Source organism: Pseudomonas sp. IT-P258, assembly GCF_949767825.1.
Taxonomy (GTDB): domain Bacteria; phylum Pseudomonadota; class Gammaproteobacteria; order Pseudomonadales; family Pseudomonadaceae; genus Aquipseudomonas; species Aquipseudomonas monachiensis.
Map to the genome: position 1 here is coordinate 269,742 of NZ_CATKPU010000054.1, position 13,631 is coordinate 283,372.

Sequence of the window (13,631 nt, forward strand, 5' to 3'; positions counted from 1 at the left end):
GTAGGAGCTGCCGCAGGCTGCGATCTTTTGCTTTTGATTCATTTCACGGCGCCGAACGACAGGCCGCGCACCAGTTGTTTCTGGCTGATCCAGCCGAAGATCAGGATCGGCGCACAGGCCAGGGTCGACACCGCCGACAACTTGGCCCAGAACAACCCTTCGGGGCTGGAGTAGGACGCGATCAATGCAGTGAGCGGCGCGGCTTTCGACGAGGTCAGGTTCAGCGACCAGAAGGCCTCGTTCCAGCACAGGATCAGCGACAGCAGTACCGTGGATGCCAGGCCGCCCTTGGCGATGGGCAGCAACACGCGGAGCATCTCCTGGGCCAGCGTTGCGCCGTCCAGTCGTGCGGCTTCGAGGATGTCCCTGGGGATGTCCTTGAAGTAGGTGTAAATCATCCAGACCACGATCGGCAGGTTGATCAGCGTGTAGATCACGATCAGCGCGATCCGCGTGTCGAGCAGGCCGAAACTCTTGGCCAGCAGATAGATCGGCATCAGCACGCCCACTGGAGGCAGCATCTTGGTCGAGAGCATCCACAACAGCGTGCCCCTGGTGCGCCGGGTTTCATAGAACGCCATGGAGTAGGCCGCCGGCACCGCGATCAGCAGGCACAGGGCGGTGGCGCTGAAGGAAATCACCACCGAGTTCCAGGCGAAACTGAAATAGTCGCTGCGCTCGTTGATGTGCAGGTAGTTCTCCAGCGTCGGCATGAAGATGAACTGCGGCGGCGTGGCGAAGGCATCGATTTCGGTCTTGAAACTGGTCAGTACCATCCAGAAGATCGGGAAGAAAATCACGATGGCGATGGCCCAGGCCAATGTACCGAGCAGCAGGCTTTGCAGGCGACGGGATTGTTGAAGAGTCATGGCAGGCCTCAGGCTTTGTCGGTCAGGTTTTTGCCGATCATCCGCACCAGGATGATCGCGGCGATGTTGGCGATGACCACGGCGATCAGGCCGCCCGCCGAGGCCATGCCGACATCGAACTGCACCAGCGCCTGGTTGTAGATCAGGTAGGCGAGGTTGGTCGAGGCGTAGCCGGGGCCGCCGTTGGTGGTGGTGAAGATTTCGGCGAACACCGAGAGCAGGAAGATGGTTTCGATCATCACCACCACCGCAATCGGCCGCGCGAGGTGCGGCAGGGTCAGGTGCCAGAAAATCGCAATGGGCCCGGCACCGTCCAGGCGCGCGGCTTCTTTCTGTTCCTGGTCGAGGGACTGCATGGCGGTCATCAGGATCAGGATCGCGAAGGGCAGCCATTGCCACGAGACAATGATGATGATCGACAGCAGCGGGTAGTGCGCCAGCCAGTCCACCGGTTGCGCGCCGAACAGCTTCCAGACGTAGGCGAGAATCCCCGATACCGGATGGAAGATCAGGTTCTTCCAGATCAGTGCGCCTACCGTGGGCATGATGAAGAACGGCGAGATCAACATCACCCGCACGATGCCGCGACCGAAAAACTCACTGGCCTCCAGCAATGCACTGATCAGCACGCCGAGCACCACACTGATCAGCAGCACGCTGCCCACCAGCAACAGGGTGTTGGTGGCGCCGGGCAGGAAGCCCGAGTCGGTGAGGAAGTAGGTGAAGTTTTCCAGGCCGACGAACTCGTTTTCGCCGGGATTGAGCAAGTTGTAGCGAATCGTCGAGAAGTAGACGGTCATACCCAGCGGTACGATCATCCACAACAGCAGCAAGGCCACCGAAGGGCTGACCAGGAACCAGCCGGGATTGACCACACGGCTTTTGTGCTGCGGCTGGGCAATGTCCATGTGAGCTTTTGCAGTTGATGTATTCATGGTGATCACTTGCTCGTTATTCGGCGAGTTACTTGTGGCGAGGGAGCTTGCTCCCGTTCGACTGCGGAGCAGTCGTAAACCTGGCGAAGGTGTCCTGTCAGAAAAGACACTGCTGCTGGGTTTGGGGCCGCTTCGCAGCCCAGCGGGAGCAAGCTCCCTCGCCACAAAAATGAGTGCTGATGGGTTACTTGGGATAACCTGCGCGCTTCATTTCGCGTTCAGTGGTTTGCTGGGCCGCCGCCAACGCCTGGTCGACCGTGGTCTGGCCGATCAGCGCCGCCGAGAAGGATTTGCCGACTTGGGTACCAATGCCCTGGAACTCGGGAATGGTCACCAACTGGATGCCGATGTAAGGCACGGGTCTGGCGCCCGGCTTGCCCGGGTCCGCGGCCTTGAGCGATTCCAGCGTGACCTTGGCGAACGGCGCGGCGCTCATGTACGCCTCGCTGTAGGTCGAGGCGCGGGTGCCCGGTGGCACGTTGGCGATGCCGTCTTTTTGCGCGACCAGTGCGCCGTATTCCTTGGACGTGGCCCAGGCGCTGAAGGTTTTCGCCGCGTCCTTGGCCTTGGAACTGGTCGGAATGGCCAGCGCCCATGAGTACAACCAGGCCGAGCCCTTGTCAGTGACCTGATGCGGCGCATAGGTGAAGCCGACGTGATCGGTGACCTTGCTCTGGGACTTGTCGGTGACGAACGAGCCGGCGACGCTGGCATCGACCCAGATCGCGCATTTGCCGCTGTTGAACAACGCAAGGTTTTCATTGAAACCGTTGCTCGACGCCCCCGGCGGGCCGGATTTCTTCATGGTGTCGACATAGAAGTTCAGCGCGTTTTTCCATTCGGGACCGTTGAATTCCGGCTGCCACTTTTCATCGAACCAGCGCGCGCCATAGGCGTTGGCCACGGTGCTGATCAGCGCCATGTTCTCGCCCCAGCCAGCCTTGCCCCGCAGGCAGATGCCGTACTGTTCCTGCCCGGGTTTGTTCAGTTTGGCGGCGAATTCACCAATCTGCTCCCAGGTCGGGCGCTCGGGCATGGTCAGGCCGGCATCCTTGAACAGGTCGGTGCGGTAGTAGGTGATCGAGCTTTCGGCGTAGAACGGCAGGGCGTACAGCGTGCCTTTGACCGACAGGCCTTCGCGCACCGACGCAAACACATCGTCGAGGGCATAGCTGGCCGGCAAATCCTTCATCGGCTCCAGCCAGCCCTTGGCGCCCCAGAGTGCGGCTTCGTACATGCCAATGGTCAGCACGTCGAACTGTCCGCCCTGGGTGGCGATGTCGGTAGTCAGGCGCTGGCGCAGGACGTTTTCTTCGAGGACCACCCAATTGAGCTTGATGTCCGGATGCTCGGCCTCGAAGGTTTTCGAGAGTTTTTGCATGCGGATCATGTCGCTGTTGTTGACGGTGGCGATGGTCAGGGTCTGTGCGCCAAGGCTGACGCTGCTCAGGGTCATGCAGGTGAGGGCAAGCAGGGCTTTTACCGAAGGTTGCATCGTGCACTCCTTTTCTGCACCCGGCGGGAAACAGAAGGACAGTTATTGTTTTTGTGTCTTCCTGCGCAGGGAAGAATCTGTGCTGATTACATCCTTCAATGGCAGGCGAGACAAATCATCCATCGCACTTTGATCGATACTTTTCTGCACTGAGGTTTTGCGGGGTAGACGCAGGGAAGGGCTTTTCAGCGAAGGAGGGGTATTGAATCCGTACAGGTTTGAGGGGGTAACGCTGTACCTGTGGGAGCGAGCAAGCCCGCTCCCACAGGGATTTGAGGTGTGACTTCAGCCCAGGTTTTGCTCGGTCAACCGCTGCACCACCAAGCGCCGGTAGTGAGAAGGTGTCATGCCCTTGAGTTGCTGGAAGCGCCGGTTGAAGTTGGAAATATTGTTGAAGCCCGATTCGAAGCAGACATCGGTCACCGGCTTGTTGCCATCGGCCAGCAACTCGCAGGACTTGCTGATGCGCAGGCGATTGACGAACTCGATGAAATTGCGCCCGGTGGCCTGCTTGAATACCCGGCTGAAATACGTCGGTTTCATGCCCAGGTGCTCGGCGACTTCCTCCAGCGTCAAGTCCCGGGCGTAATGGGCGAAGATGTAATCCACCGCGCGGTTGGTGCGATCGATGTTGTGTTCGTCGGCCAGTTGCGGGGTCGTGGCGCCAGAGAGCAATTGGTAGTCGTCGGTGGCCGCGAGCAACTCCAGCAGAATGAAAAAATTCCCGAGACGGGTCACACCGCTCGTGTCGGCGATGCGCTGCATCAGATCCATCGCCTTGGCGATGGTGTGCTTGCAGCGAAACTCGATGCCGTACTGCGCACGCTCCAGCAGCGGTGCCAGGGCCTTGAGTTCGGCGAACACCTGATAGCCGCTGTCGAACAACTCGTCGGTGAAGTTGACCAGCATGTCGCGTTTTGGCACCACTTCATCCTCGGCCACCTGGCTGATCCAGTTGTGGGGCAGGTTGGGGCCGGTCAGGAACAGGGTTTGCGGATAGAAGTTGCCGATGTAGTCGCCGATGAACACCTTGCCGGAACTGGCGACGATCAGGTGCAGCTCGTATTCCTTGTGGAAATGCCAGCGCACCAACGGGCAGGGGAAACCGTGCTGGCGATAGATGATGGACAAGCCGTTGTGGTCGTCCATCAGCTCGTAGGAAGGATCGGTGACTCTGGCGGTGCGGGTCATGTCAGGGCGCTTTTGTAGTTATCCCGCCCGGATCATGCCTCTTGACGCAGGGCCAGCGCTACTACCGCCGGTGCGTCTGTTCATGCAAGGCACGGCCGTAAACCGCTTTCATGCTGGTGGCACTCCAGCAATAACGGACGATGTCGGACTCGTCGAAAAAGTCGGTGCTGATGATGCTGCAACGCGTCACCCAGTTTCCCGTGGTGTTGAACCAGTCGTTGATTTGCCGCTTGATATTCCCGGGCCCACCGAGCAGCGAGTAGGTGGTCGCGGACAGTGACCAGAGGAAAGTTTCGTAAGGCGCGTCTTCCAGGGTCTGCGCGATGTAGCGTTGCAGTTCGGCTGGGGCGGAGAACCTGTTGTCGCGCCATTTGTGCGGGATGCGTGGCCAGAAGTATTCGCCATCGAGTTCTGGCCCGGCGGGTGCCGCCATGATCACCCGGCGATGCTGGCTGGCGCTTTTCAGTTCTCCCACTGTTTTGAGTCCGTCGCCGGGTAGGACGGCTCGCAGCCCGAGACGACGCACGAGCCAGTCATTGAGCCGTTGATGATCGAAAGGTTTATTGCCATCGGCCAGTTGATGGAAGTCCAGCACGATGAATTCGTCCGGGTTGCGATCGAGGAACAGCAACACCGCGTCGATCAAGTCGTCCAGGACCCGATGCGAGCGATAGCCGTTGTGATGAAAGTGGAAGCCCGATCGAGCCGCTCCGGCCCTGTAGCCCAGACGGATGTCGAAGGCGCGGGCGCCGTTGGCCAGTTGCCAGGAAAACGTGTCGTTCTGACAGGCGGTCCAGTTGCCGGTCACGACGTCGTAGTTTGGCGCTTTCTTGTCCATGCCGGCGTTATGCACGCCAGGCCAGACGATATCGGTGAGTTTGAGTTGATCGATCTCGAGGGTGTTGCTCATCCAGCTTTGCTTGTCGAGCAAACCACGCGTGTTGCGGGTCATGGCCATTCCTTGTGCGAAACACCCCCGTACATGGGGTGTGAAGCGGTCAGGTTAACCGGTCGGGCACAGCAACGGCGGTAACTATGTATTGCACAAGAAAAGTGGGCTACTCCTGATTCAGCCGGTTCTTCGCCTCAATCCATTGCGCCATGTATTGAGTGCTCTTGTGCTGGTGGTGACGCAACATGCTGCCGGTAAAGTTATCTCGTCGTATGTTTGCCAAATCCCGCTGGCAATCGACCAGCCGCTGGATCAACGCCGGGCCATGAACGGATTTGCGGTAGCGGCCGGCCAGCAGGGTTTGCCCGTGCGCCTGGGCGTCAAGCCAGCGCGTCTTGTCGTTGTGCAGTTGCACGGCATGATCGGCGAACTCCTGTGCCGAACGGGTCACTGCGCCTGGCCATGCCTCTTCGCCATGCATCGCCTCGGCACCCACTGGCGTCGTCACATTCGGTGTGCCACAGAGCATCGCATCGACAATCTTGCCCTTGATTCCCGCGCCAAAACGCAGAGGCGCCATGCAGACCCGCGCCGACGACATGACTTGCAGGGCGTCTTCTGCCCAGTTCATCACATGAAAACCCTGTGCCGGGTTATGCAGGGCCGTCGCCTTGGGTGGTGTGTAGGCACCGTAGATATGCAATTGAGCGCCGGGTATCTGCTCGCGAATCAGCGGCCATATAGCGGTTTTCAACCAGAGCACGGCATCCCAGTTGGGCGCGTGGCGAAAGTTACCGATATGAAGAAAGTGTGCCCGGTTTTCAAAGGGTACCGGCGCACGGGTCGGAACATCGACCATCAACGGGCACCAGTGCAACAGGTTGCGCGCAAACCTGAACTGCTCGACCAGCAATTCGATTTCCACTTCGGAAACCATCAGCGTCAAATCACAACGATAGAACGAGGCGATCTCGCGCTTCGCCATATCGGTATCGGCCATGTGTTCGAACTCTTCACGCGACGCGGGGGCGAACAGATCGCTGAAGTCGTTGTTGTCGTCACTGGCCTTCAAACGCTCCTTGAGGCGTTGATGCCGGCCCTGCCTGAGGCTTTGCAGGTCGCAGCTTTCGAGTACGCGCAAGGCATCGGGGCAATGCTTCTCGACCCGCCAGCCGAACTGTTCCTCCATCATGAATTGATCGAACAGCACGATGTCCGGCGCCAGTTCGCTGATGAAAGCATCGAAACTGCTGTTGTTCAGTTCGATGGGGACTTCGCGGATACCCAACGCAGTAAGGTCTGCACGTTGCTCGCCGAAGCCTGCCGGGCTGCTGAATGTGATGTCCCAGCCTTGTTCCAGGAAAACCTCGAGAATCTGCATGACATGCCCACTGGCCGCCGAAGAGCGGGGCTCGGGCCAGACGTAACCAATGACCAGGACTTTGGTTGCGCGGGACTCAATCATGTACGGGCGTTCCTTGAAGCGAAGACAGGGCGGGGATGAAAAAGGCGCGCATTAAACCACAGCGCAGCCCAGGGTCACCCGAGTATGCTTTTGACCTTGTCGCGCAACTGATCAATGGAGAAGGGTTTGCCGATCACGTGCATGTCGACAGGGACTTCGATGCTTTCGGCATAGCCGCTGGCAAACAGGATGGGCAGGTTGGGACGTAACGTGCGGGCAAGGGTGGCCAGTTCACGTCCGTCCATGACCGGCAGGCCAACATCCGTCATCATCAGGTCAATGTGTAGGTTCACATCCTTGAGGGTCTCCAGCGCCTGTTCGCTGCCATCGGCTTCCAGCACCTTGAACTCCAGTTCCTCCAGTACATCGACGATCAGCATGCGCACGATGGCATCGTCTTCGACGACGAGGATGGTGGAGGCGTTGGCGGATGACATGGTCGAATTCCCGAAAAAGATTGGTATTGCCGGTCGCAGGAAATCACCGGCCTCTTGCATGAGTAAGTGGTGGGTCCCGACAAGTTCCCAGCACGTTGGAAAAAGCTTTCACGGCGCGAGAAAGGCAAGGATAGCGCGGACACAGCGTAATTAGGACCTTGCGCGCAAACATGTCAGATAATTGGATCGATGTGCCAGTTTTGGGGCAAACTCCTTGCATCCTGACAGTTCGACAAGGCCTGCCCCATGACCTCAGCGTCCTCGGTTGATGAGCAACGATTTCGTAAACTCCTGAGCCGTAACATCAGCCTGCCGTTGGGGCTGGGTTTCATCAGCGCCGTGTTCTTCGTGTCGCTGATCAGCTATTTGTTGTCGACGATCCAGTGGGTGGAGCACACCGACCGGGTGATCAATAACGCCAATGAAGCGGTCAAGCTGACCGTGGATCTGGAAACCGGGATGCGCGGTTTCCTGCTCAGTGGCGATGAACATTTCCTCGATCCCTACGAAACCGCCAAGCCGCGCATCGCCGTGGCGCTCAACACCTTGCTCGAACTGACTGACGACAACCCGGTGCAGACCGACCGCTTGTTGCGGTTGCAGGCCTTGCAGCAGGAGTGGGCGAGCTACGCACAATCGATGATCGATTTGCAGCGCAGCAGCGGCGATTATCGCGCCGTGGTCAAGGCCGGACGCGGCAAACGCCTGACCGATGAAATTCGCAAGCAGTTCGAGGCGGTGATCGACACCGAGCAACAGTTGCGCGCATCGCGCAATGATGAAGTGCGGCGCACCACGATCATGAGCATCAGCCTCTACCTGTTGCTCATAGCCGGGGTCAGCGGGTTGCTGGCGTATGTCGGACGTCGCGACTTGATGACCCTGTCGCAGAACTACAGCGTCAACCTTGCCGGCCAACAGGCCAGCGCCCATCGTCTGGAGCAACAGGCCTGGCTGCGCAACGGCCAGACCGAACTGGCCGAGCAGGTATTGGGGCAATTGAGCCTGGCCATGCTCGGTCGCAACATCCTGCAATTCTGTGCGCAGTACCTGGGCAGCGCCGTGGCGGCCATTTATGTGCGCGAAGACCACGGCGGCCTCAAGCGCATCGCCACCTACGGGTTTTCCCGTGAACAGGAAGAGCGTGAGCAGCAGATCTACAGCGACGAAGGTATTGTCGGCCAGGTGGCGCAACAGGCACGGCTGATTCGCCTGGACGAGGTGCCGGGGGATTATTTCAAGGTCAGCTCCGGCCTCGGTGACGGCTTGCCCCGCAGCGTGCTGGTGGTGCCCACCAGCGACGACGAGCGGGTCAATGGCGTGATCGAGTTGGGCTTCCTGCGTCCACTGACCGACCGTGACGTTGAATTGCTTGAGTTGATAGCCGGCAACATCGGCACCTCGATCGAGGCGGCACGCTATCGCCAGCGTTTGCAGGAGGTGTTGGCCCAAACCCAGCAACTCAACGAAGAATTGCAGGTTCAGCAGGAAGAACTCAAGACCGCCAACGAAGAACTCGAGGAGCAGTCGCGGATTCTCAAGGAGTCCCAGGCACACCTGGAAACCCAGCAGGTGGAGCTGGAGCAGACCAACGAACAACTCGCCGAGCAGGCAGAAATACTGGCCGAACAACGCGACGCCATGGACCTGAAGAATACCGAACTCAATCAGGCCCAGATCCAGCTCGAAGAGCGCGCGGTAGAACTGCAGCGATCGAGCAAATACAAGTCCGAATTCCTCGCCAACATGTCCCACGAGTTGCGCACGCCGCTCAACAGCTCGTTGATCCTGGCCAAGCTGCTGGCGGAAAACCCGGAAGAAAACCTCACCGCCGAGCAAGTGAAGTTCGCCGAGTCGATCTACTGCGCCGGCAATGACTTGCTCCACCTGATCAACGACATTCTGGACATTTCCAAAGTCGAGGCCGGCAAGCTGGAGATCCATCCGGAGAACACCAGCGTGGCGCGTCTGGTGGATGGCCTGCGCGGCCTGTTCCAGCCATTGGCCACGGACAAGCAGCTGGATTTCCAGGTGGATATTCAGGACGGCGCACCGCTGATGCTGTTCACCGACCGCCAGCGCCTGGAGCAAGTGCTCAAGAACCTGTTGTCCAACGCCGTGAAATTCACGGAAAGCGGCAGCGTCAGCCTGTCCGTCGCCTCGGCGCCGAGCGACGGCATCGCGTTCAGCATCGGCGATTCCGGGATCGGCATCGAGGTGGATCATCACGAAAGCATCTTCGAAGCGTTCCGTCAGGCCGATGGCACCACCAACCGGCGCTACGGCGGCACGGGGCTGGGTTTGTCGATCTCCCGAGACCTGGCGGCCTTGCTCGGCGGTTCCATCAGCGTGAGCAGCACGCCGGGGCAGGGCAGTGTATTTACCCTGGTCTTGCCGCGGCAATACGTGGAACCGGGCGAAGTGCCTGTCGAACCGATGCGAGCCGCTCCAGTGGTGGCGGCGTCGAGTGTGTCGACGCCCACGTTGTCGCCACGGGTGGCCGAAGTCGACATTCCGCGTTTCGATGACGATCGCCACAAGGGTCCGTTCACCACCCGCTGCATTCTGGTGGTGGAGGACGAGCCGAACTTTGCCCACATCCTCTACGATCTGGCCCATGAACTGGGTTATCAATGCCTGGTGGCCCACGGTGCCGATGAAGGCTACGAGCTGGCCAAGGCGTTCATCCCCGATGCGATCCTGCTGGATATGCGCCTGCCGGATCATTCCGGCCTGACCGTGCTGCAACGTTTGAAAGAGCACGCCGAAACCCGACACATTCCGGTGCATGTGATTTCAGTCGAAGATCGGGTCGAGGCGGCGATGCACATGGGTGCCATTGGCTATGCGGTCAAACCGACCAGCCGCGAGGAACTCAAGGAGGTGTTTGCACGCCTCGAGGCCAAGCTGACCCAGAAGGTAAAGCGCGTGCTGCTGGTCGAGGACGATGACCTGCAGCGCGACAGCATTGCCCGCCTGATCGGCGACGATGACATCGAGATCACCGCCGTTGGCCTGGCGCAGGAGGCGCTGGACCTGCTGCGCACGTCGGTCTTCGATTGCATGATCATCGACCTCAAGTTGCCGGACATGCTCGGCAACGACCTGCTCAAGCGCATGTCCACCGAAGACATCTGCTCCTTTCCGCCGGTCATCGTCTATACCGGGCGCAACCTGACCCGGGATGAAGAAGCCGAACTACGCAAGTATTCGCGTTCGATCATCATCAAGGGCGCACGCTCGCCAGAGCGGTTGCTGGATGAGGTGACGCTTTTTCTGCACAAAGTCGAATCACGGTTGTCCCATGATCGACAGAAGATGCTCAAGGTCGCCCGCAGCCGCGACAAGGTCTTTGAAGGCCGCAAGGTGCTGCTGGTGGATGACGATGTGCGCAACATTTTCGCCCTCACCAGTGCGCTGGAGCATAAGGGCGCAGTCGTGGTCATTGGCCGCAATGGCCGCGAAGCGATAGAACGACTCAATGAGGTGCAAGACATCGATCTGGTGTTGATGGACGTGATGATGCCGGAAATGGATGGATTTGAAGCCACCGTTGAAATCCGCAAGGACCCGCGCTGGCGCAAGCTGCCGATCATCGCGGTGACGGCCAAGGCCATGAAGGACGATCAGGAACGCTGCCTGCAGGCCGGCGCCAACGATTACCTGGCCAAGCCCATTGACCTCGATCGCCTGTTTTCGCTGATCCGTGTGTGGTTACCGAAGATGGAACGGATCTAGTGGAGCGCAATTTCCCAGTGGAGCGAAACAGCGAAATCGAACTGCGGTTGTTGATCGAGGCGATCTATCTCAAGTACAGCTACGATTTTCGCGATTACTCCGGCGCTTCGATCAAGCGCCGGGTCAACCATGCGTTGAGCCAGTTGGAGTGCAACACCATCTCGGCATTGCAGGATAAGGTCCTGCACGATCCCGCCGCGTTCATGCAACTGCTGCAATTGCTGACCATTCCGGTCAGCGAGATGTTTCGCGACCCCTCGCACTTCCTGGCCATCCGCAAGGAAGTGGTGCCGTTGCTGCGAACCTATCCCTCGATCAAGGTCTGGATCGCTGGATGCAGCACCGGAGAAGAGGTGTATTCAATGGCCATTCTGCTGCGCGAAGAAGGCCTGCTGGACCGCACGATCATCTATGCAACCGATATCAATCCGCGCTCGCTGGAAAAGGCCAAGCAAGGGATTTTCTCGATGGAGAACGTCCGCGCCTACACTGCTAATTATCAGCAGGCCGGTGGCCAGAGTTCGTTTGCCGACTACTATACGGCGGCCTATGGGTACGCGATTTTCGACAAGACACTGCGCGAGAACGTGACCTTCGCCGATCACAGCCTGGCGACGGACAGCGTATTCTCGGAAACTCAATTAATTTCATGTCGTAACGTATTGATTTATTTTAATAAAAAACTTCAGGATCGGGCATTCGGACTGTTTCATGAGTCCCTCTGTCATCGCGGTTTTTTGGTGCTGGGCAGTAAGGAAACCCCGGATTTCTCAGCCTTCGGCGATCAGTTCGAGCCGTTGGTCAAACAAGAACGGATTTATCGAAAAACATGAACAGTGCAAGGAAATTACCGGCGATCGAAGCGATCGTGATCGGTGCCTCCGCCGGTGGCGTCGAGGCGCTGTTGAGCATCCTCGGCCCGCTGCGCGAAGGCTTCGCACTGCCGATCATTGTCGTGCTGCACATGCCGGACGAGCGCCGCAGCCAGCTGGCGGACGTGTTTTCCCGCCGGGTTGCCCTGCCGGTGCTGGAAGCGTGCGACAAGACCCCGGTCGAGGCCGGCAAGCTGTATTTCGCCGCGCCCGGTTATCACCTGTCAGTGGAGCGGGACCGCAGCTTTTCGCTGAGCCTGGAGTCTCGTTTGCATCATTCGCGACCCGCCATCGATTACCTGTTCGAATCGGCCGCCGATGCGTACGGCGCCCATCTGGCTGCAGTGTTGCTTACCGGCGCCAACCGCGATGGCGCGCGCGGCCTGGCCCAGGTCAAGCAGCGCGGTGGCATGACCATCGTGCAGGACCCGCGGGAGGCTCAGGTTGCCACCATGCCCCAGGCCGCGCTGGACATGCACCAGCCGGACCACATACTTCCTGTACGCGGCATCGGCCGTTTGCTTGTCGAACTGGAACGAATCGCATGTTGAGTAATATCCAGGCCAAACTGCTGATCGTGGACGATCTGCCGGAGAATCTGCTGGCGCTCGAAGCGCTGATCAAGCGTGAAGACCGCATCGTGTACAAGGCGCTGTCCGCCGACGAAGCCTTGTCCCTGCTGTTGGAACACGAGTTCGCCTTGGCTATCCTCGATGTGCAGATGCCCGGCATGAATGGCTTCGAGCTGGCCGAGTTGATGCGCGGCACGGAAAAGACCAGGAACATCCCGATCGTTTTTGTCAGCGCCGCCGGGCGTGAACTGAACTATGCATTCAAGGGCTATGAAAGCGGAGCCGTGGACTTCCTGCACAAGCCGCTGGACGTCCAGGCGGTCAAGAGCAAGGTCAATGTGTTCGTCGACCTGTATCGCCAGAGCAAGGCGATGAAGGAACAAGTGCTGGCCCTTGAGCAAAGCCGCCGCGAACAGGAAGCGCTGCTCGAGCAACTGCAAAACACCCAGCTGGAACTGGAGCAGGCGGTGCGCATGCGCGATGACTTCATGTCCATCGTCGCCCATGAAGTGCGAACGCCGCTCAACGGTCTGATCCTTGAGACCCAGCTGCGCAAGATGCACCTGGCCCGGGACAACGCCGCCGCCTTCACCCTGGACAAGATGCATGCCATGGTCGACAGCGACGAGCGGCAGATCAAAAGCCTCATTCGCCTGATCGAAGACATGCTCGATGTCTCGCGCATCCGCACCGGCAAGTTGTCGATCCGGCCCAAGCGCGTTGATCTTTCGACGCTGGTTCGCGACGTGCTGCACAACTTTTCCCAGCAGATCGACGCCGCAGAGGCTTCGGTTTCGCTCGATGCCGCGCAACCGGTGATCGGAAACTGGGATGAGTTTCGTATTGAACAGGTCATTTCCAACCTGTTGACCAACGCCTTGCGCTACGGGGCCAAGAGTCCGATCGCGGTGAAGGTCTACAGTGAAGGTGGCCAGGCACTGGTGGATGTGCAGGATCAAGGGATCGGCATCAGCGAGGAAAACCAGAAGCGGATCTTCCAGCAGTTCGAGCGGGTATCGGCCAGGCATGCCGTCGCCGGACTGGGCTTGGGATTGTTTATTTCAGAACAGATTGTGGCCGCCCATGGCGGTACTATTACCGTCCAGAGCAGGATTGGCGAAGGCGCCTTGTTTCGCGTTTGTCTGCCGCTGTAGGAAAACAGCCA

General features: G+C 59.1%; 11 protein-coding genes. 4 read left to right on the plus strand and 7 right to left on the minus strand.

Annotated elements, in window-relative coordinates; all coding sequences use genetic code 11:
* Window positions 1–38: 38 nt before the first annotated feature.
* The 7 genes from ACM6G4_RS19820 to ACM6G4_RS19850 all read right to left on the minus strand — a co-directional run bounded on the left by ACM6G4_RS19820 (window position 39) and on the right by ACM6G4_RS19850 (window position 7,284).
* A complete protein-coding gene (locus ACM6G4_RS19820) occupies window positions 39–869 on the minus strand; it encodes a carbohydrate ABC transporter permease (protein ID WP_056724684.1) in 831 nt (276 codons plus the stop codon).
* An 8-nt stretch (window positions 870–877) separates the two neighbouring features.
* Window positions 878–1,777, minus strand: coding sequence for a carbohydrate ABC transporter permease (locus ACM6G4_RS19825; protein ID WP_223541245.1), 900 nt, complete (start codon window positions 1,775–1,777; stop codon window positions 878–880).
* A 211-nt stretch (window positions 1,778–1,988) separates the two neighbouring features.
* Window positions 1,989–3,299: an ABC transporter substrate-binding protein gene (locus tag ACM6G4_RS19830; RefSeq protein WP_414914433.1), complete on the minus strand. Its 1,311-nt coding sequence runs from the start codon at window positions 3,297–3,299 to the stop codon at window positions 1,989–1,991.
* A 285-nt stretch (window positions 3,300–3,584) separates the two neighbouring features.
* Window positions 3,585–4,490 carry an AraC family transcriptional regulator gene (locus tag ACM6G4_RS19835; RefSeq protein WP_414914434.1) on the minus strand — a complete coding sequence of 302 codons (906 nt, stop codon included), beginning with the start codon at window positions 4,488–4,490 and terminating at the stop codon, window positions 3,585–3,587.
* A gap of 61 nt (window positions 4,491–4,551) precedes the next feature.
* Entirely contained in the window at window positions 4,552–5,442 is an 891-nt protein-coding gene (locus ACM6G4_RS19840) for a phospholipase (RefSeq protein WP_414914435.1), read from the minus strand.
* A 106-nt stretch (window positions 5,443–5,548) separates the two neighbouring features.
* Window positions 5,549–6,847: a glycosyltransferase gene (locus ACM6G4_RS19845; RefSeq protein ID WP_414914436.1), complete on the minus strand. Its 1,299-nt coding sequence runs from the start codon at window positions 6,845–6,847 to the stop codon at window positions 5,549–5,551.
* A gap of 74 nt (window positions 6,848–6,921) precedes the next feature.
* Window positions 6,922–7,284, minus strand: coding sequence for a response regulator (locus ACM6G4_RS19850; protein WP_056724696.1), 363 nt, complete (start codon window positions 7,282–7,284; stop codon window positions 6,922–6,924).
* A 246-nt stretch (window positions 7,285–7,530) separates the two neighbouring features.
* Between ACM6G4_RS19850 and ACM6G4_RS19855 the strand changes: the two genes are divergently transcribed.
* From ACM6G4_RS19855 to ACM6G4_RS19870, 4 genes are read left to right on the plus strand one after another with little or no spacing between them, the layout of a single operon-like run.
* Window positions 7,531–11,022 (plus strand): response regulator, encoded by a 3,492-nt coding sequence (locus tag ACM6G4_RS19855; protein WP_414914437.1) that lies wholly within the window; start codon window positions 7,531–7,533, stop codon window positions 11,020–11,022.
* A complete protein-coding gene (locus ACM6G4_RS19860; protein WP_056724701.1) occupies window positions 11,022–11,855 on the plus strand; it encodes a CheR family methyltransferase in 834 nt (277 codons plus the stop codon). The genes ACM6G4_RS19855 and ACM6G4_RS19860 overlap by 1 nt, the downstream gene beginning before the upstream one ends.
* Window positions 11,852–12,445, plus strand: a complete 594-nt coding sequence (locus ACM6G4_RS19865) for a chemotaxis protein CheB (RefSeq protein ID WP_414914438.1) — start codon at window positions 11,852–11,854, stop codon at window positions 12,443–12,445. Before ACM6G4_RS19860 ends, ACM6G4_RS19865 begins: the two co-directional genes overlap by 4 nt.
* On the plus strand, window positions 12,439–13,620 hold the full coding sequence (locus ACM6G4_RS19870) for an ATP-binding protein (RefSeq protein WP_414914439.1): 1,182 nt from the start codon (window positions 12,439–12,441) through the stop codon (window positions 13,618–13,620). The genes ACM6G4_RS19865 and ACM6G4_RS19870 overlap by 7 nt, the downstream gene beginning before the upstream one ends.
* Window positions 13,621–13,631: the final 11 nt, after the last annotated feature.